Origin of the sequence: Niallia sp. (genome assembly GCF_031978665.1) — a bacterium.
Classification (GTDB): domain Bacteria; phylum Bacillota; class Bacilli; order Bacillales; family Cytobacillaceae; genus Niallia.
The window spans coordinates 26,228-47,172 of sequence record NZ_DALZDK010000014.1; the positions used below are offsets into that span (position 1 = coordinate 26,228).

Here is a 20,945-nt window from a genome sequence, read left to right on the forward strand (position 1 = left end):
AGGATTTTTGACATCTACTTTTAAACCAGGGATATTTTTTAGTAAATGACCACCAATCGCCTGATTAATTTCATTTGTATCAAGTTCAAACTCTTTATCAGCACGTCTTGCACTTATTTTAAAAGTACATCCGTCCTTATATAAAGAAGAAACAATATCAAAAGCAGCCGCTTTTACTTTCTCTATATCTCTATCGATCTTTACTGCCGGGCTAAAGGATTGGATACCAAAGATATTTTTAAGTACTTTAGAAATTTCCTCTACCTTTTCACCGTTTAACATAATATACATTCTTTCTCTTTTTGCTTCAATTGAAACAGATGGAAAGCCCTCAAGAGACTTTGCTATTGTCCGTTTTAATTTATCTACGAATTGTTTTCTGTTTCTCCCCTTCGTAGATAGCTCTCCATAACGTATTAAAATACGATCGTATTTCACTTCATTACCCCTCTCAACCATTTCTGAATATCTTTTATAGCATCAACTACTTTTTCCATTTCTTCCATTGTATTTTCATAGGATAAACTAATTCGGAAGGAGCTTTCCGCAATTTGTTCTGGTACACCCATACCTAATAATGTTTTACTAATTTTATTTGTTTTAGATGAACATGCACTGGTAGTGGAAATATAAATATCCCGTTCCTCTAATGCATGAACAAATACTTCTGCTTTTATTCCTTCGATCGAGAAATTTAGAATATGCGGAATACTTTTTCCTAGATCAGGCGAATGGATAGAGATACCTTCTATCCTAGCTAATTGCTCACGCAAATAAGCATTCATCTGCTTTAGGATAGACAGTTTCTCCTTTTGATTTTGCAGCTGTATCCGTAAAGCCTTGGCAGTAGCTACCGCACCAGCTACATTCTCAGTTCCACTTCGAAAAGTATTCTCTTGCCCTCCACCTGCTAATAATGGCTCCATTCTTTTTCCTTCTTTTATATATAAAACACCATTTCCCTTTAATCCATGAAACTTATGGGCAGAAATGGTATAAGCATCTACCTTTGCCTTATTTAATGAAATTACTTGTTTTCCAATTCCTTGTACACCATCTACATGAAAAAATATATTTGGATAATTGGATAATAGCCTACCGATTTCTTCAATCGACTGAATAGAACCTATTTCATTATTTACATGCATAACAGAAACTAGGATGGTTTCTTTACGGATATGTTTGATTATTTCCTCGATTGAAACTTGTCCAAATTCATTAACTGGAACATAAGAAATCGAAAAACCGTCTTCTTCTAATTGCTCCATTACTTTATGAATGGAATCATGTTCAACAGTTGTCGTTATAATATGATTTCCTCTTCCTTTATAAGTACGGGCAATTCCTTTTAATACAGTATTATTCCCTTCCGTTCCACCAGAGGTAAAATAAATTTCATTGCTTTTTACCTCTAAGAGCCCCGCAATTTGTTCTCTTGCCTGTATTAACAGTTTCTCAGATTCCATCCCGATTCGATGGATAGAGGATGGATTTCCAAAATATTTTTGAGATACAGTCGTATATGATTCAATAACCTCTGAAAAAGGCTTGGTTGTCGCACTATTATCTAAATAAATCATTACATCGGAAGTTCCTTTCCATTATAAAAAATTCGTTTTTTTCTTAATATCTTCCTATACCGCTTTATTTTTTCATTATTTGTCTGTATAAGAAACGTTACACACAGCTATGTTACCATGTTGCGTCTATCTACAAACAATTAGTTATCCCAAATTAACGGGCAATAAGTCCCTGTTGAAGTTTCACTTTATTATGCTACCATATGTTAAAACTTTTGCAAATATAAGAATAAGCTTCAAAATCGCATTATTTTAACATATAAACTGTCTATTTCTTACAGATAATAGGACACCACTCTTAAAGAATGCTATCCCTTTCCAAAGCAAAAAGTCTGAGTTCCCTCAGACTTTTTCTCCTAATTATGAAATTATGTGCATCTTATTACTTTTCATTTTCTTTCCATTCCTGTGACCAAGCATCGATTTTATTCGTACTTCCTGGCTCTATTTCTTCTATTGTTGCTGCAGCATACTGTAACGCTTCTTTATAGCGATAGTTTCTAAAATGTGCTTCTGCTTCTAGTAATCCTTGATGGATTTTTTGATATTGGCGGCGATATCGGTTTCCATATTGAATAATTTTCTCTGCTAAATACACCGTTTCAACTAATTCAATCGTTGCGTTAACCAGCAACGTCACTCTTTCTTCTGTCACATCTATTATCTTCTTCACTTCAACCATATTTAATGGTGTTCGCTCTAACATTTTTTTTACTTCATCGATACTTTCTTTCGCTTCTTTCACTAGCTCATTATATTCCTCTGTAACACCTGGTAAATTACTATTTGTAACTCTTCTAACAGCATCTCCCACTTGTTTACTTAATTCTTTCATACGATTATGGGCTGAAACTTCATCTTTACGAAGAGCACGTAGCTTTTCAAATAAAGCCTGTTGTTCTAATGAAGCAGCTTCTAATTGCTCTTTCAATTCCTTTAATTCTTCTCCCAACAGAGTATGTGCTGCTGATTCCGTCAGAAGCTTATGTTCTAATAGTTCAAATTGTTTATAAAGAAAGTTTAATTTCTTCTCAAGCTTAAATTGCAGCTCAATATCTTCATTATCTAGATTATAGTTATTTTGCAATAATCCAAATTCGACTTGCAACTGTGCATTTCCTTGCTGGACATCTGTTAAAATATCCTTTGTTGTGTTCAAATTAGTACTACAATAATTTTTTGCAAGCACTTCTTTTTCTAATAAATCATATAGTAGATCTAGTTTATCCTGTATTTCAGAAATAACCTTTTCTACTTCCTCCACATTGCCTTCCTTCAAATCATTTTCAGTTGAAGCAAGCTCATTCGTTAAGTTTTCTATCTCTTCTTCCATTTGCAAATGTTCTAATATATACCCTTGCTCCAACATATCTACATAGCCATCTTTTAACTCATCAAGTTGTTCTGGCAACTTCGTCTGACATTCAATAAGTAATGGTGGAATCTTCTCAATAAGATAAGTAATCGTTGTTAAACGATCTTGAATTTTATAGACAATTTCTCTAGCTTCCAAATAATCCCCATTATTTGTTTTTTCATCATAGCTTACAAATAATTCCGCGATTTCATGCAGCATCGCTTCAATCATTTTTTCCGTATCTCCGAAAGTATGGCGATGTGCTAAAAGATTTTTTTTGCTGACACGATAGGATTCTTTAAGCTCTTCAATTTCCGTTCTGTTCTTCTCTTCACTACCAACAAGATTATTAAGCTCTTCTAATATGGTATCAATCCTTTTATCTACACTTTCCATTTTCATGCGAATAGTTTCTTGTGTCTTCTTCGCTTTTGGAAAATTATATTTATCAATATAACTTTCTGTATCAAAAAGCAATTCCTCGATATTAGGTAATTCAGTAGTAACAATGTCGTCCCACTCTTTTCTCCATCTTTCAAACAGCTCTTCGGTTTGTCCAATCATATTCAATTGCTTAACCTTAGCAAGTTCTTCCAGCACTGGACGATTCATCATGTTTATTTTCCAATTTTCTAATTCATCGACACCGTTATAGTATTTTCTTTTAATAAAATATCCCGCTACGAATAGGCAGATAACAATACCTATTCCTCCAATTATGTAATTCATTTGAAGCCCCCTGTTCATACACCGGCCATAATTCCGTATCTATTTTAACTAATTGTTTATCCAATATTAAGGAGCAGTAATCCCAAAAATTAAAAAGCGAAGGACTAACTGCCACAAAAACTGATTGTGTCCAACAAACGATAATGGACGTCTCCCTTTATGTAGGTAAATTTCTTTGTATTTATGATAACATGTAAACGACAATTTTTGACTATTATTTTATGTTTTTTTCATAATTTCGTTTACTTTTTTCAAAGTTCGATAGATAACTTTATTATATAAGTATTTTTCAAAAATAACACGTATAACTACTTCTTTATTGGTCTTCCTGCTATATTAGGTATATATCGATAATAAAACAAATAGAAAGGGTGATTATCGTGGTGAAGAAAGATGGACATATCCATACCCCATATTGTCCACATGGGACTAAAGATTCCCTAAAGCAATACGTTGAACAAGCAATCGCTCTTGGTTACCATGAAATGACATTTACAGAGCATGCCCCATTACCAAAAGGGTTTATCGATACAACACCAACCCAAGACAGTAGCATTGCAATGGAAAATTTGCCCTTCTATTTAAAACAAGTACATAGTATCAAAAAAGAATACGAAAAGATAATCAAAATAAATGTAGGACTGGAAATTGATTATATTGAGGGATTTGAGCCAGAAATAAAAGAATTCCTAGATGAGTGGGGGCATTTTTTAGACGACAGTATTTTAAGTGTGCATTTTTTGAAAAATCCCTTGTCCAATCACTATGATTGTGTTGATTATAGTCCTGAACTTTTTGGGAAAATGGTCGAACAGTATGGGGAGATTTCAAAAGTATATGACTGCTACTATCAAACACTTTTGAAATCAATTCATGCAGACTTAGGTCCAGCCAAACCAAAGCGAATAGGTCATATGACACTTATCCATAAGTTCCAGCACCTTTTCCCTGTTGATCGAGACTTCCAAGCTGTCATTCTTAACATATTAGACGAAGTGAAAAAAAATGGATATGAACTAGATTATAATGGAGCAGGTGTAAATAAGCCCTATTGCAAAGAACCATATCCTCCGAAATGGATTGTTGAGGAAGCAATGAAACGCGATATTCCCTTAGTTTATGGGTCAGATGCACATCAGGCAAAAGATTTAGGCCAGGGCTGCAACATCATGTTATGGAATGATCGATAATTCTTTTTCATTCAAACAAACAACATCGTGAATCCATCGATGGATCTCTTCTAAATATTTTCTCTTGAAATATTCTTCATTCAAGAAAACATGGAGAACCTCGGTTACATAGAAAGCGTGAATAAAAGGCATGGAGAGTAGTCCTTTTAATTGAATGATACTATAGGAAATAGATTGTTTCCTAAATTCTTTTCTCTCTATGCCTTTTTCAAAAACTTGTGTAAAGATATATCTTTCTTTCACATAATAAGTGGACATTATTTCTCTAACAACTTGTGAATCAATCGAAACTTCTCGTAAAATAAAGCGCGTTAGTTGAGGATTTTTACATTGGTATGTGATAATGCAGTCCACCATTTTTTTTAATTTTTCTGTCGGATTGTCAGATTGTATAAACACTTGTTCTAGCTGTTCTAAATATGTCTCAAAAAAGTTCATATAACAATACTCTAACAACCCTTGTTTTCCATTAAAATAATAGGAAATATTCGCTGTATTTACATTAGCTAATCCAGCTATATCTCGGATAGAAGTACCATGATAACCTTTCCGATTAAATAATGTAATGGCTGCTTCTACAATGGCATCCCTTGTTGAAAGTTCTTTCATCTAGCCTTACCTCTTTTCTATTGCGAATCCTTAAAAAGTATGGTTGAATTATTAAAAACTTCTATTCATTAGAAAGACTGTTTTTTTCAAGAAGATAGTGTAGCATTTCAATAACTAATATTATTTTATAAAACAGCCTATAAAAGCTATCGTTGTTCTATTGAATACACTTCTTTATAAATAAGGAGATTCCTTTAAAAGTTTTCCGACAAAGTAGTGGATTTTCCTATATTAATCGTCAAAAAACAACATAAAAAATGAGAAAGATTGGTGATATACATGTTTAGCGTCGAAGCATATAAAGGAAAGCGCGAAGAGCAGTACCAATTAGTTGAAAAACAATTACGTGCTTTATTAGAAGGAGAACATAATGCAATAGCAAATCTTTCTAATGCATCCGCTCTATTAAATCAATTTTTACAAAATGTAAACTGGGTGGGCTTCTATCTTGTAGAAGACAATGAACTTGTTCTTGGGCCATTCCAAGGATTACCTGCTTGCGTCCGCATTCCATTTGGAAAAGGAGTATGCGGTACCGCCGCTCTTAAAAAAGAAACAGTAAGAGTGGAGGACGTCCATCAATTCCCTGGTCATATTGCCTGTGACGCAGCCTCTCAATCAGAAATTGTTATTCCATTATTAAAGGCAGACGGAACTTTAATTGGAGTCCTTGATATTGATTCACCAGACAAAAATAGATTTGATGAATTGGATCAAACTTATTTAGAATTGTTTGCTTCCACATTAGTTAAGTTTTTATAATAATTTGATGGAATAATCCATATTAGACTAATATAAAAAGGTGTTCTACCTTTCTTCAAAAAGAGAGGCAGAACACCTTTTTATTCGCTAACAAGAAAAGTATTTTGAATAACAACCTTGTCTTTTCCTGTTTCTTTTGCTATATATAATGCTTTATCTGCGCGCTTAAAAAGCGTATTATACGTATCATTCGTTTGTTTATTCCAATAGGAAACCCCACATGATATGGTGACAGATGGTTTAGAATGGTCCCTTACCTTTTTAACTAATCTTTCAGCAATTGTAACACCTAAAGAAAGAGGTACTTTAGGCAGGTAAATAGCTAACTCCTCCCCACCCCATCTGGAACCAACATCTGAACTTCGAATATTTTCTTTGATAATATTTGCCACTTGAATAATAATATCATCGCCAATTTGATGTCCATATGTGTCATTTATTAATTTAAAATCATCAATATCGATTAAAATAAACGTCCCTTCCTTATCTTCTAGTAAGGACCTCTGAATTTTTTCATCCAAATAGCTTCTTGAATAAAGTTTCGTTAAATGATCTGTTACAACCATCTTTTCCAATTCCTCTCTTAACAAAGAATTGGTTAAGGCAAGGGTAGAATGATGAATTAATGATTGCAATAATTTAAATGTATCAAATGAAAAATGGTATGGCTCTGGATGCATTACAATAGCGAATCCCTTTAATACCCCTGTTTGCATCATTGGTACAGCCATGATGGACTTATACTTAACATCCTCAAGCTGCATACTGAAATCCCCTAAAAATAAGGAATCTTTCTCTACTTGAATTTTCTCCTTAAAATAATTAATGTATTCTATAGATTCCGGCTCGAAAAAGAAGGAAGAACTTCCTAATAGCACTTTTGTTGAATCATTTTCAAGGGAAAACAGGATAAACCCTACTTCTTTCGCATCAAAACTAGCAGATATTCTTTCACAAATATAGGTCATCATTTCATTTAAACGCAAATTGGAATTTAATTGATCAGAAGCCTCATTAATTAATTGCAAATCGGCAACCAACTTTTTTGACTGTTGATAAAGCTGAGCATTTTCCAAAGCTCCTCCTGCTGTATTAGCTAATAGGGAAATAAATTCCACTTCGTTTTGGGGAAAAGAGATAACATCTGGAACAATAATTTGTAAAACTCCATAGACTCCTTGTTTTCCTTTTAACGGCGCATATATAACAGAACTTATTTCTTCTTTCAAATTTTCAAATTGTATTTCAGCAGTAACATATGCTTCCATCGCAGCCATGTTTTCACTGTCATACTCCAAGTCTTTCACCGGCAAATCCATCGGACTATTATTATCATGTGAGAGCAAAAGATAATAATGATACGAAGGATATACTTCTTTTAACGTGAAAATAACCTCTCTTAGTACATCTTCCATCATCATGGATGAATGAAATTTCTCTGTCACTTTAAATAGTTGTTTATATTTCTTTTTATCTTTATAAATATTCGCCATATTTTGCATATTTTTAAAAAATATTCCGACTTCTTTTCCTGCCATATCAAATAAAGAAATTTCCCCATTTGAATCATCCAATAATTCTTTTTGAATCTTAATCGCCAAAATATGGTCCACTTTTTCCTTACTCTTTAAAGCTAATATCATATAATCATGTAACGAATCTTCCTCTATAGGTGTTCGATAAAATTTATGTTCACATGCAAAAGAAAATTTTTCCTTTATACAGGTCGTTTTTCCTAGACAATCCATCTTTTCAGTGGAGGATACAATTGTCCAATTGACATCCCACTCTTCACTTGTATATAAAGTGACTGCAACTGCTCCAAATACTTCTTGGATTGCTTGAAGCGCCTCATGGATAATTATGTCATAATTTCCATCTATCCATTTGGTATCATACAATTCAAAAAAACGGCTTTTTAAAATTAATATTTTTTGGTGGCCAAGGAAGTCCATGTTTTTATCACCTAATTCACCTAACTATTCATTCTTTGATTTAATAAATTTAAAAAAGATTAAAAATAAATCGACAAACTCTTACCCAGTAACAAATCTTTTTTCTTTACTATTAAATTTGCTATTTTATAGCCGTAATTATAATACTTTTTTGCTTATTCATAAATAGATGCTCCTATTAGAATGGATCCGAAAAAACACCCTTTCAAAAAAAGCAAATTAAATAGATTAACGGGAAATAATTTTCTATGAGGATGAAAAACAAATGATGCTACATTACCAAGCCTAAAAAAACAGTTCTAATTACTTATCTGTTCACCAATGCAAACAGAAGGAATCTTACTGGCAAGTAACTAAATGTTACCATACAATAGGCTTAATCTTACAATGTATGTAAAAAAGAGTTAAGTGATTTTTGGAAAACCCCACCCAATAATATAGTTAAATTATACTAATTATATCATATTAACCATAAATAGGTAGACAAAAAATATATTTTCGTCCCCTTAACATATCCTATATTCTATAGCATATGTCATTGCGTTTCTACCCATTCATTAGAAAAGCGGAAGGCATCCGTTTAGGGGGGTGAAAATAATAGAAAAGCACCACTTGACTTTTCCCCTATAAAAATCATATAATATTCTTTGTGTAAAATAGCGCAGCATATGTAAACACTTTTTGTTCTATTTTGTCCCTCAGGATTATTTTTGATGGTGTATTGTGTAACCCTTGGCTGCTAGGGCGAAGGTACAGGAAGACAAAATAAATAAGAAGACATGTTACATCTGTTTTTATTTTACCAAATAAAAACATGAAGGAGGAGTCAATTATGGCTCGTTATACAGGTCCAAGCTGGAAACTTTCTCGTCGTCTTGGTATTTCTTTAAGTGGTACAGGTAAGGAGTTAGATAAACGCCCTTACGCTCCAGGACAACATGGTCCAAACCAACGTAAAAAATTATCAGAATACGGATTACAATTACAAGAAAAACAAAAACTTCGTCACATGTATGGTGTAAACGAACGTCAATTCCGTAATCTTTTTGATATCGCAGGCAAAATGACTGGTAAGCATGGTGAAAACTTCATGATCTTATTAGAAACTCGCCTAGATAACGTTGTTTACCGTTTAGGTTTAGCTCGTACTCGCCGTCAAGCGCGTCAATTAGTTAACCACGGTCATATTTTAATTGATGGCAAACGTGTTGATATTCCATCATACCGCGTTAAAGCTGGTCAAACGATCACTTTACGTGAAAAATCTCGCAACCTTGAAGTTGTTAAAGAAGCAGTAGAAGTAAATAACTTCGTACCTGATTTCTTAACTTTTGATGCAGATAAATTAGAAGGTACTTTCACTCGTTTACCAGAGCGTTCTGAATTACCAGCTGAAATTAACGAAGCTCTTATCGTTGAGTTCTACTCTCGTTAATAGATTTGCCAATGCTAGAAAACCCCTGAATTCCTTTTGGAATCAGGGGTTTTTTGTTAATGTTATTGGTACCCATAAAAAGAATTCCCTTTATTGTTTTTCCATCCAACTTCTTCTAATCAAAAGCCACTTTCTTCTCCCAACGGAAAAAGCAACTCACCCCAATCAACCTTTTCTTTTTTTCTCGGTCTTTTCAAGAGGATATTGTTTATATATAGTCCTTCCTCATAAAAAAAAGTTGCTATTTGTACTTGGTGAAAAAAAGGAAAGAATAATGCTTTTACTTTACACTCAAGGTCTCTAGTATATTTAATGTTTGGTAGACTAATTTGAATGACCGTTTTTTCCCGTTTTTGTTCGTATATAAGCCAGTATTCATGGACTACCTGACATATTATCTTTTGTATCCCCAAGTTGTTCTTCCCCTTTGACTCTCCATAAGAATAGTCTTGCCTATCCCCTAACGCCCTTTGATTCTTGAACAACTCTATAATACCGTCTTTTTGGACATCCACACTCCACTCTGGCGAAACGAGATCACCAGTTAGGATTGTTGGAAATGTATCCATTCGATCCTCCACTTTTGTCTGTTGATTTAAATAGTGAATTATCGCAAAATAGGAAGATTGCATATCACAACAGCTTACCTGCGTGAGAATTTGATCGTATATATTTTGGCGCAAATTAGTTAGCGTAACAACATTATTTTTCCATCTTACTTTATCGAAAAGCATTTGAAATTCAGGGATTACATAACTGCTTTCAAAATGATTTAAAGGGTATTGGAAAGCGATGGAGTAATGATCCTTTTCATAATACTTCATCATAAACATCCGCATTACAATATACTCTAAAAAAGGAGACGGTACATTTAAGACTTCACTGTTTAGTTTCATTGATTTTACAGGAAAAGTAAGTCTAGTTTACATCTTCCCGTTTCTCCCTCCTTCAATTAATTGTTTATATCTATAAGTATAAATCATTTTATAGAATAAACAGATTGCAATTGGAAGAAAAGATTACTCTTTCACATTTTAGACAATATATTGTAACAAAAAGTTGCCATTAGAAAAGAAGGAGTCTAAAAAGTTTCTTCATTCAGCAACAAAGCCTTTCCATTAAAAACGCCCCAAAAGGTATCCTTTCAGGGCGTTTTGCTTTAAAACTTAATTAAATAATATTTTTTCTTCCCGCGTCGAATTACAGTAAACTGTCCTTCTATACGGTCTTCAGCTGTAAGAGCATAATCTAATTCCTGATTGCGTTCCCCATTGATATAGACAGCACCATTGGTTATATCTTCACGCGCTTGTCTTTTCGAGGATACAATTCCTGCTGCAACTAGTAAATCTACAAGAAGAGCTTCTTCTTCTATATGTTCATATGTTGGTACATCTTTAAAGCCTTGTTTGATTTCTTCTGCTGTTAAGTTTTTAATGTCTCCACTAAATAATGCCGCAGTTATTTTTTGCGCCTGCTCAAGTGCTGCTTCACCATGGATTAATTTTGTCATTTCTTCCGCTAATGTTTTTTGAGCTTTACGTAAATGAGCTTCTTCTTGTACAGATTTTTCTAATGCTTCAATTTCTTCTTTTGAAAGAAATGTGAAGAATTTTAAATATTTTATCACATCTGCATCAGCTGTGTTAATCCAAAATTGATAGAACTCATACGGAGTTGTTTTTTCAGGATCTAACCAAATAGCCCCACTTTCTGTTTTACCGAACTTTGTACCGTCAGCCTTTGTTACAAGAGGAATCGTTAATCCATACGCCTTGGCACCTTCTGGCATATTCTTTCTAATTAACTCTAACCCAGTTGTAATATTTCCCCATTGGTCACTACCGCCAATTTGCAATTTACAATCATGGTTTTCATATAGGTGTAAAAAGTCTAATGCTTGTAAAATGGTATACGTAAATTCTGTAAAGGAAATTCCAGTTTCTAAGCGATTAGCAATTGTATCTTTTGCTAACATGTAGTTTATCCCAATATGTTTTCCGTAATCACGTAGGAATGTTACAATATCCATTTTCCCTGCCCAATCATAGTTATTCACCATCACTGCACCATTAGTTCCATCAAAATCAAAAATTCTTTCTAATTGCGCTTGCAGGCATTCCACATTATGACCAATAACATCTAACGTTTGCAGCTTTCTTTCTTCACTTTTACCACTCGGATCCCCGATTAAACCAGTAGCACCGCCAACCAATACAATCGGACGATGCCCTGCATTTTGAAAACGTCTTAACGTTAGAAATGGCAGTAAATGTCCAATATGCATACTATCAGCGGTTGGGTCTACCCCACAGTATAAACTTGTCATTCCTTTTGCTAATTGTTCTTTCAGCCCATCTTCATCTGTTTGCTGATAAATAATTCCTCTCCATTGAAGATCTTCTAATAAATTCATTTATATTCCTCCATGTAATGATAGTTGCACTTGTCATATTTTTTCGTTATTGCTCTAATAAACGCAAAAAAGTCCCTGCATGTAAAATGCAGGGACGCCAAATTAGCGCGGTACCACCCAGAGCTTGAGAAATATAGATTCTCCACTTCATTTAGAATAACGGTTCATGCCGTTCACTGCTACTAATTAGTCTAACTTTCCCAGTGAAAGCTCCAGGAGGTAATTCATCCTTTTATATATACCATTTTACACCGACCAATGGCTCTCTGTTTATAGTGATAAAAGAACTACTTTTTCCCTTCAAAGCAATAACGAATCAATATATAGTTAGCTTATTTTTATCATAAGCATGCAGTTTTTGTCAAACGATTATTCGAAAAAACAGGAAAAATATCGAACTCTGCCTATATTCCCCTCTGACTTATGCTATAATGTATGTGATTTTAGGGGGAATGATACCATGAATGAAAGGCCGAAGTGGAAAAATGTTTTAAACCATTTTAAAAACTTCTTCACCAATAAACGAACACTAAAAGGAGCCCGTGTAACCTATGAGGTAACATGGAATGTGACTTTACTATTTATCCTGATTATAGTAATTGGTGGTGCTTTTGGGATCGGAATTGGTGCAGGATACTTTGCGTCACTAGTTAAAGATGAACCAATCCGTCCTTATGCAGCAATGCAAAAAGATATTTATAATTATGAAGAAACATCAGAATTATACTTTGCTAACAATGAGTATCTAGGGAAGGTACCTACTGAACTTGAACGAGAAGAAGTAAAAATTAAGGATGTTTCAGCCTATTTAAAAGATGCTGTTATTGCTACTGAGGATGAAAATTTCTATACACATAACGGCGTAGTTCCAAAAGCAATCTTCCGCGCATTATTTCAAGAAGTTGCCAATACTTCCACTCAATCCGGGGGGAGTACATTAACACAACAATTAATCAAAAACCAAATTTTAACAAATGAGGTATCCTTTGAACGAAAAGCGAAGGAAATATTGCTTGCACTGAGGCTAGAGAAATTTTTTGAGAAAGACGAAATATTAGAAGCATACTTAAATGTTTCAACCTTTGGAAGAAACTCTTCTGGAAGAAATATTGCTGGTGTGCAATCAGCAGCAAATGGAATCTTTGGTGTTAATGCGAAAGACTTAACTCTGCCGCAGGCTGCATTTATTGCTGGCCTTCCACAAAGTCCCTTTGGTTATACACCGTTTACCCAGGAAGGAAAGCTGAAAAAGAACTTAGAACCTGGATTAAATCGAATGAAAATCGTTTTAAACAGAATGTATGATCAAGAGAAGATTTCTAAAAAAGAATATGAAGCAGCAATAAAGTATGACATAACGAAGGATTTTATCGGCCCTAAAAAAAGCCCAATTGAAGACTATCCTGCGTTAACTATTGAAATTGAAAAACGAAGTAAACAAATCATTGCTGAGATGTTAGCAAAAGAAGATGGATATACAACAGAAGACTTAGAAGCAGACGACGTTTTAGCAGAACAATATATGACCATCGCTGACCGTCAAGTCCATCAAAATGGGTATAAAATTCATAGTACCATTAACAAGAAAGTGTATGATATTCAACAAAAAACGGTTAAAAACTCCACTCTTTTTGGACCAGATAAGCCACAACAAGTGATTGATCCAGAAACAAAAGAAAAAGTTACCATCATGGAACCAGTAGAAACCGGAGCAGTTCTAATAGAAAACAAAACGGGAGCTATCATAAGCTTTGTTGGGGGACGCGATTATAATCGTGAAGCTACAAACCATGCTACTAGCAGTGTGCGACCAAATGGATCAACAATGAAGCCATTATTAGTTTATGCTCCCGCTATTGAATTAGGCACCTTATCGCCAGGTAGTGTTCTTCCCGACGTACCATTACGGTTAAATCCTAGTTCACCAGGTAAAGTATGGCCAAACAACTATGATTTCCGATTCCACGGCTTGGTGACTGCAAGGTATGCACTGCAACAATCTTATAATGTACCTGCAGTAAAGGCATATATTGATATCATGCCGCAAAATCCAATGAAATACTTGGAGAAAATGGGTATTACTACTTTAGATGAAAAAGACTATTCTACAAGATCTGCTGCCATAGGAGGACTCTCATATGGTGTAACAGTTGAGGAAAATACAAATGCATTTTCTACATTTGCTAATAATGGTAAACATATTGACGCATATATGATAGAGAAAATAGAAGATAAAAATGGTAATGTTATCTATCAGCATGAAGTAGAGCCAGTGGATGTATTTAGTCCACAAACAGCCTATTTAACATTAGACATGATGAGAGATGTTATCAATCAAGGAACTGCCGCTGCTGTAAATGGCCGCTTAAAATTCCATTCAGATTGGGCTGGAAAAACCGGAACAACCCAAGATCTAAATGACTCTTGGTTAATTGCTACAAATCCGAATGTTACGTTCGGTGTGTGGACAGGTTATGATACACCAAAATCATTAGAAACATCTGGTTTATCATACAGTAAACGTAATAACTATTTATGGGCAGATTTACTGAATGCTGCTTACGACGTAGCACCTGAGCTTGTAGATCCCCCAGAAACCTTTAAAATGCCAGGGGGAATCGTAAGACAATCCGTATGTTCTATTTCTGGACTATTACCTTCTGAGGGTTGCTCAAAGGCTGGGTTAGTTACAACCGATTTATTTAAATCTGGTACTGTTCCATCCAAAAGAGATGATAGCTTAGTAGCAGGAAAATATGTTCAAATTGGCAATAAAAAATACATGGCATTAGATTCAACCCCAAGTGAATTTTCCGAATCAGGATTAATGCTAAATCCTGATTACATCGAGAAACTATTTGGAATCCGCATTAGTGATCCTAGTATGCTTAGCGAGAATAACCCAAAGCTGAAGAATCTTATCATTCCAAATAATAAAATCGAGGATAATGGAAAGGTGCCTGGCGCACTCAAAATCAGTCTTAAAGGCGACACGATTAGATGGAATAAGCATAACGAAAAAGATGTTATTGGTTATCGTGTATATAAAGATGGGAAAAAGGTGAAAAGCATAAAAGCAGAAAATACGTTAAGTTTTAAAGCTGGAAACGGGACCTTTATCGTTAAGGCTGTTGATATAGCTGGGAAAGAATCGAAGGAATCAAATAAAATTGTAATAGGAAAAACACAAGAAAAACAGACAAAAAAGAATACTAAGGTAAATCAAGAGAAAAGTAATAATAACCAAGAGAAAAACGATAATAAACCAGCTACAACAAACCAACAAAGCAAGACAGAGCAAACCGATAAAGCTGATGAAAATGGAAAAGAATAATTAAAGCATGCTTTAGGGGCTGGGAAAAAGTATTCCAGCCATAGACAAACCCGAACAACCAAAAGGGAATCCCATATGGTTGTTCGGGTTTTTATTAGTGTTATAAAGAGCTGTTTCAGTAAAGTTAGTGTTAGCATCCGCAGCCTGAATACACTTCGCTTTCCATGGGGCGAGCGCCGAGCCCTCCCATAGGAGTCTACGTATATTCAGGCTGCTCCGTTTTTCTTCCTAATTTATTTTTTATTGGCAAAATAAAAAGCTTTTAGGAAATAGCATCTAAAAATGAAATGGAATGAATTGTTTTTTTACACTTGATTATATTTAAAATCATAAATAACTAGTATGAAAAAGCAGCCTTTTTTATGAGCTAAATGAGAGATTATTCGTCTTTACAGATTGGGTATTTAGTTTTGTCACAACCTCTTTTCTTTTAAGACTCTCTTCGTAAAGTTTGTTGCTATTAACCTGTTCTTAGGGCTTTCTTCCTCGCATAACCGCAAAAAACCAAAGCTGGAATAATATCCTGCTTTGGTTTTTAAACGCTCTAAGCTTATTTTGTTGAATTTCGAGATTCAATACGATGTGGAAGTGTCACAATATGATCTTCTACAGTTTCTTTATTCATATATTTTGTCAGCAATCTCATTGCTACCGCGCCAATATCATATAATGGCTGGACAACAGTTGTTAGTTGTGGACGAACCATTAATGTTAGTTTTGTATTATCTGATGTGACAATCTCGAAATCTTCCGGTACTTTATATCCCTTATCTTCTGCCCCATGAATGACACCTAACGCCATTTCATCTGAACCAACAAAGATAGCGGTTGGTTTATTATCAATTTCCATTAATTTATCAAAAGCTTCCATACCAGATTCATAGGTATAATCACCTTCAACTACTAAATCTTCGTTAAAAGCTATCCCAGCAGCCTCCAACGCCTTCTTATAGCCGCCTAATTTCTCATTTTTATTGATTGGCTCTTCTAATGACCCAAGGACAATTGCAATAGACTTATGGCCCTTCTCAACAAAACTAGTTACTACATCATATGCAGCCTGTGCATAATCAATGTTAACAGAAGAAATCTTTTTGCTCTCCTCTATACTAGCAGCAAGAACAATCGGTACTGGCGACTTCTCAAACTCCGTTACATGTTCCTCTGTTATATTACCACCCATAAATACAATACCATCCACTTGTTTTCCTAACATTGTGTTTAATAAGTGTAGCTCTTTATCTTTATTTTGATCAGAGTTACTTAAAATAATATTATATTTATACATTGTTGCAATATCTTCAATCCCTCTAGCTAATTCTGCAAAGAAAGTACTTGATATATCTGGAATGATTACTCCAACTGTTGTTGTTTTCTTGCTTGCAAGCCCTCTTGCTACTGCATTGGGACGATAACCTAATCGGTCAATTACTTCCAATACCTTTTTTCTTGTTGTTGGCTTTACGTTTGGATTTCCATTAACAACACGGGAAACTGTTGCCATGGAAACACTAGCTTCTCTTGCAACGTCATATATTGTTATATTCATTGTTATTTTGCACTCCTTCTAGTCGACCTAATTTCTTTCTATTATTTTACGGCAAGAAGCTACTTCCTAATCATAAACGATTTTCAGTTTAGCTAATCTTGTCTAATTATGTACTAATGATACGATATCGTCGCAAAAGCCGCAATGACAAGCTTTCATTTTTTTTCAAAAAAAACGACTTTTTTTCATCATTTAGCTAAAAATAACCTTTTATTTAAACATTCTTTCATTCAGTTTACCATAAAAATAAGAAAAATATAAATGAATTTGTCATATTAGCGTATAAGATACCATTTACTCAATAGTTTGTTATTTCAAATATATAAAAACCCCATAAATGTTAGTAATAGTTTCTAACATTTATGGGGCATTTCTAAATAGAGATATTATAAAATATTATGCATTTACATATGGTGTAGCCTGGATAGCTCGGTAAAATTCATCGAATTGATTAATATCCATTTGCTGTGCAGAATCGGATAATGCCACAGCAGGATCTGGATGTACCTCTGCCATTACTCCATCTGCTCCAATTGCTAATGCTGCCTTTGCACAAGGTAACAATAAATCTTTTCTTCCTGTCGAGTGCGTTACATCCACAAAGACTGGAAGATGAGTTTCTTGTTTTAAGATTGGTACAGCTGAAATGTCTAATGTATTTCTTGTTGCACGCTCATACGTACGAATTCCACGCTCACAAAGAATAATTTGATCATTCCCTTGTGACATAATATATTCTGCAGCATTTATAAATTCTTCTATCGTTGCCGCTAATCCACGTTTTAATAGAATTGGCTTTTTCACACTACCAGCTGCTTTTAATAATTCAAAGTTTTGCATATTACGTGCACCAATTTGAATGACATCAATATAATCTAGTGCTGTTTCAATATGCTCCGTACTCACAATTTCACTGATTACTGCTAGATCATATTCATCAGCTACTCTTTTTAATATTTTTAAGCCTTCTACACCAAGTCCTTGGAAATCATAAGGAGATGTTCTCGGCTTAAACGCACCACCACGTAGAAGCTTAAGTCCTTTTGCTTGCACGGAAGCAGCAACTTGCGCTACTTGCTCATATGATTCAACCGAACAAGGACCAAACACAAATTTAGGTGTGCCATCACCAATTTTAGTTCCTTTTATATCAACAATCGTATCCTCTGCCTTTTTCTTACGGGATACTAATAATGCTTTGCTATCATCTTCTTGTTGTAATTGTAAGCCCATTTTAAAAATTTGCTTAAATAAATGAGAAATAGTTGCATTATCAAAAGGTCCATCATTTTTATTTAAAATATGATCAAGCATTTTTCTTTCACGAACAGGATCATATCGATGTGCACCATGGGTAACTTTTGTTTGTGCAATTTTTTGAACAAGGCTTGCTCGCTCATTGATTTTTTCTAAAATTTCTAAATTCAATTCATCCACTCGATTACGTAGTTCTTCTAGTTCCTTATTACTCACAGTCATCTCATCCCTTCATAAAAAAGCACAGAACTGTATAATTTCATTTATACAATTTGCCTATATTCTTTATACAAATGCAAAAATATGTTACATTTCTCTTAATTGGATTAATTATAAATCATATTTCTCACATTGTCACTATTTTTCTTTAACAATTAAACGCTTTTAAGCGTTAAAGTGTCATTATTTACTTTTAATAGATAAGCAATATTTTTTATAATCTATTTTATCTGATAAATCATTAAATGCAAAAAATTAGCGAATACAACCTTAAGCGAAGAGTCTATATTTAAATAAAAAGAAGGTGTTTTTCTGTGCAAAATAATGAAAAACTATTTGCATTAGATATTGGTACTCGATCTGTTGTCGGTATTATTTTAGAAAAAAAAGCGGAAAGCTATCATGTTACCGACCTTTTAGCTATTGAACATACAGAAAGAGCCATGTTAGATGGCCAAATTCACGATGTATTGGCCGTTTCGAAAATTATTAAAGAAATCAAGGATCAATTAGAAATAAAACATGGACCTTTAGCAAAGGTAAGTGTGGCAGCTGCCGGAAGAGCATTAAAGACGGAACGAGCGTCTTATGAAATGAATATAGAAAGAAAGCCGCTTATTACAAAAGAAGATATCTTACATATGGAATTAACTGCCGTCCAACAGGCACAAAGCTCAGTGGCAGAAAAAAATGAGCGTGATAAAAGTCAGTTTTATTACTGTGTTGGCTATTCGGTTCTTCACTACTCTCTAGATGATCAAGAAATGGGTAGCTTAATCGATCAACAAGGATTAATAGCAAAAGTAGAAATTATTGCAACTTTTTTACCTAGGGTTGTCGTTGAATCACTAATAGCTGCCTTACATCGAGCAAATTTAGAAATGCAAGCATTGACGCTTGAGCCGATTGCTGCCATTAATGTTCTAATTCCGCCTTCCATGAGAAGGTTAAATGTTGCTTTAGTAGACATTGGAGCAGGAACCTCAGATATTGCAATTACTGACTCAGGTACTGTTATTGCATACGGAATGGTTCCAGTTGCTGGTGACGAAATAACCGAGGCGCTTAGTGACGCATATTTGCTAGACTTTCCGTTAGCAGAGAAAGCCAAGAGAGAATTATCCCAAAACGATTATATTTCTATTTCAGATATCCTTGGCTTTACAACGGAATTACATAAAGAGGAAGTCATTAAGGAAATTGAGCCAGCATTAGATAAATTGGCCGATACGATTTGTCGGGAAATATTGTCGTTAAACAATCACAAATCACCTAAGGCAGTGATGCTTGTTGGCGGAGGAAGTCAAACTCCAGCGTTACAGCTCAAGATTGCAGAAATGCTAAATTTGCCTTCTAATCGAGTTGCGATTCGAGGAATCGATGCTATCAACCACCTAACCTTTGAAAAGTCCTTCCACTTAGGACCAGAGCTTGTAACACCAATCGGCATCGCTATCACTGCAGAAAAATCACCAGTCCAATACAAAACGGTATATATAAACGAACAGCCTGTCAGACTGTTTGAAGTAAATAAATTAACCGTTGGAGATTGCATTCTTGCATCAGGCATTAAAATGAATCAGTTATATGGAAAACCAGGCAATGCAATGATTGTGACAATTAACAATCAAAAAATAACTATACCTGGCAGTCACGGGGAAGGACCAACTATTTTAAGAAAAGGAATGCCATGCTCATTAGAAGATACCGTTGAAGATGGAGAATCATTAACGGTTTACCGTGGAAAAGACGGAGAGCAAGCTATTGTTCAAATAAAGGATTTAATCGAAACCGAGCCAGACAAAAAAATTACCATTAATAATAAAAGCTATATCATTCATTCGAAAATCACTTGCAATGGAGTAGCCGTTTCCATCGATCATCAGATTGAGGATAGAGATCTTATTGAATATAGGGCTGGTTCTACCATTCAAGAAGCTTTAGAATCACTTCATTTAACGAAGCTTATCGATGAGCTACAGCCATTTCAAATCTTAATAAATGGAAAAGAAACCATCCTTCCATCTTTCTCAGGAAAACTTATGAAAAATGGGCTGCCTTGCCGTTTAAATCAGTTGTTCGACCATAATGATGTGATTATATTGGAAAAAAGAAAAACACCAACTGTCCAGGAATTGGCAGAAAGAAAACAAATTTTAATGTACCAAGTACTTCCTGTCTATTTTAATGACAAAAAAATCACGCTTACAAAACAATTAGCACAAATCCAAAGAAAAGGACAAAAGCTTCAAATGCACGATCTCTTGTACAGTGGGGATGAAATTAGCATAGAACAAAAACCATTTGAAGGCTTCTTATTTCAAGACTTATTTGCATCTGTAAATATTAATATGCCACAAAGTGGCGGAGGGGCTTTTCAACTCTTACGAAACGGCAATAGCGCAACTTTTTTAACTCCTATAAAAAAGAACGATAAATTATCAATTGTTTGGCCCGTTAAAACAGGAAATCCATTTATGAACAACTAAAAAACATACAGATCCGAAAACAGAAAAAGGAATTCAGAACGCCATCCTCTGAATTCCTTTTTCT

General features: G+C 34.4%; 14 protein-coding genes and 1 other annotated feature. Of the genes, 5 read left to right on the top strand and 9 right to left on the bottom strand.

The features are described 5' to 3' along the window. The 3 genes from RTL21_RS09495 to ezrA all read right to left on the bottom strand — a co-directional run. The coding region (locus RTL21_RS09495; RefSeq protein ID WP_312095638.1) for a THUMP domain-containing protein at window positions 1-438 on the bottom strand (438 nt) is incomplete at its 3' end. Beyond that, complete coding sequence (locus tag RTL21_RS09500; protein ID WP_312095639.1) at window positions 435-1,580, bottom strand: cysteine desulfurase family protein; 1,146 nt, start codon at window positions 1,578-1,580, stop codon at window positions 435-437. The genes RTL21_RS09500 and RTL21_RS09495, both read right to left, overlap by 4 nt. A 382-nt stretch (window positions 1,581-1,962) precedes the next feature. Then, window positions 1,963-3,666 (bottom strand): septation ring formation regulator EzrA, encoded by a 1,704-nt coding sequence (gene ezrA, locus RTL21_RS09505; RefSeq protein WP_312095640.1) that lies wholly within the window; start codon window positions 3,664-3,666, stop codon window positions 1,963-1,965. Window positions 3,667-4,049: 383 nt separating this feature from the next. On the opposite strand from ezrA, the gene hisJ reads away from it, so the two are divergent. Next, complete coding sequence (gene hisJ, locus RTL21_RS09510) at window positions 4,050-4,856, top strand: histidinol-phosphatase HisJ (RefSeq protein ID WP_312095641.1); 807 nt, start codon at window positions 4,050-4,052, stop codon at window positions 4,854-4,856. On the opposite strand, the gene refZ is transcribed toward hisJ, so the two are convergent. Then, window positions 4,839-5,465 carry a forespore capture DNA-binding protein RefZ gene (gene refZ / locus RTL21_RS09515; RefSeq protein WP_312095642.1) on the bottom strand — a complete coding sequence of 209 codons (627 nt, stop codon included), beginning with the start codon at window positions 5,463-5,465 and terminating at the stop codon, window positions 4,839-4,841. The two genes, hisJ and refZ, sit on opposite strands and share 18 nt — an antisense overlap. Before the next feature lie 279 nt (window positions 5,466-5,744). Here refZ and RTL21_RS09520 point away from each other — a divergent pair, with 279 nt between their 5' ends. Then, complete coding sequence (locus tag RTL21_RS09520; RefSeq protein WP_312095643.1) at window positions 5,745-6,227, top strand: GAF domain-containing protein; 483 nt, start codon at window positions 5,745-5,747, stop codon at window positions 6,225-6,227. A gap of 80 nt (window positions 6,228-6,307) precedes the next feature. Here the strand turns inward: RTL21_RS09520 and RTL21_RS09525 are convergent, their stop codons facing one another. Then, on the bottom strand, window positions 6,308-8,182 hold the full coding sequence (locus RTL21_RS09525) for a sensor domain-containing diguanylate cyclase (protein WP_312095644.1): 1,875 nt from the start codon (window positions 8,180-8,182) through the stop codon (window positions 6,308-6,310). Window positions 8,183-9,014: 832 nt separating this feature from the next. On the opposite strand from RTL21_RS09525, the gene rpsD reads away from it, so the two are divergent. Further along, window positions 9,015-9,617: a 30S ribosomal protein S4 gene (gene rpsD, locus RTL21_RS09530; RefSeq protein ID WP_312095645.1), complete on the top strand. Its 603-nt coding sequence runs from the start codon at window positions 9,015-9,017 to the stop codon at window positions 9,615-9,617. Window positions 9,618-9,736: 119 nt separating this feature from the next. On the opposite strand, the gene RTL21_RS09535 is transcribed toward rpsD, so the two are convergent. Next, the gene (locus RTL21_RS09535) at window positions 9,737-10,513 is read right to left on the bottom strand and encodes a hypothetical protein (protein ID WP_312095646.1); all 777 of its coding nucleotides are present in this window, start codon (window positions 10,511-10,513) and stop codon (window positions 9,737-9,739) included. 263 nt (window positions 10,514-10,776) lie between these two features. Further along, the gene (gene tyrS, locus RTL21_RS09540) at window positions 10,777-12,033 is read right to left on the bottom strand and encodes a tyrosine--tRNA ligase (protein ID WP_312095647.1); all 1,257 of its coding nucleotides are present in this window, start codon (window positions 12,031-12,033) and stop codon (window positions 10,777-10,779) included. An 87-nt stretch (window positions 12,034-12,120) separates the two neighbouring features. Next, window positions 12,121-12,346, bottom strand: a binding site (T-box leader). A gap of 147 nt (window positions 12,347-12,493) precedes the next feature. On the opposite strand from tyrS, the gene RTL21_RS09545 reads away from it, so the two are divergent. Next, window positions 12,494-15,367 (top strand): transglycosylase domain-containing protein, encoded by a 2,874-nt coding sequence (locus RTL21_RS09545; RefSeq protein ID WP_312095648.1) that lies wholly within the window; start codon window positions 12,494-12,496, stop codon window positions 15,365-15,367. Window positions 15,368-15,917: 550 nt separating this feature from the next. On the opposite strand, the gene ccpA is transcribed toward RTL21_RS09545, so the two are convergent. Both ccpA and RTL21_RS09555 read right to left on the bottom strand, forming a co-directional pair. Then, window positions 15,918-16,916 (bottom strand): catabolite control protein A, encoded by a 999-nt coding sequence (gene ccpA / locus RTL21_RS09550; RefSeq protein ID WP_312095649.1) that lies wholly within the window; start codon window positions 16,914-16,916, stop codon window positions 15,918-15,920. A 396-nt stretch (window positions 16,917-17,312) separates the two neighbouring features. Further along, window positions 17,313-18,389 (bottom strand): bifunctional 3-deoxy-7-phosphoheptulonate synthase/chorismate mutase, encoded by a 1,077-nt coding sequence (locus tag RTL21_RS09555; protein WP_312095712.1) that lies wholly within the window; start codon window positions 18,387-18,389, stop codon window positions 17,313-17,315. Window positions 18,390-18,706: 317 nt separating this feature from the next. Between RTL21_RS09555 and pilM the strand changes: the two genes are divergently transcribed. After that, on the top strand, window positions 18,707-20,881 hold the full coding sequence (pilM, locus tag RTL21_RS09560; protein WP_312095650.1) for a pilus assembly protein PilM: 2,175 nt from the start codon (window positions 18,707-18,709) through the stop codon (window positions 20,879-20,881). Window positions 20,882-20,945 lie beyond the last annotated feature (64 nt).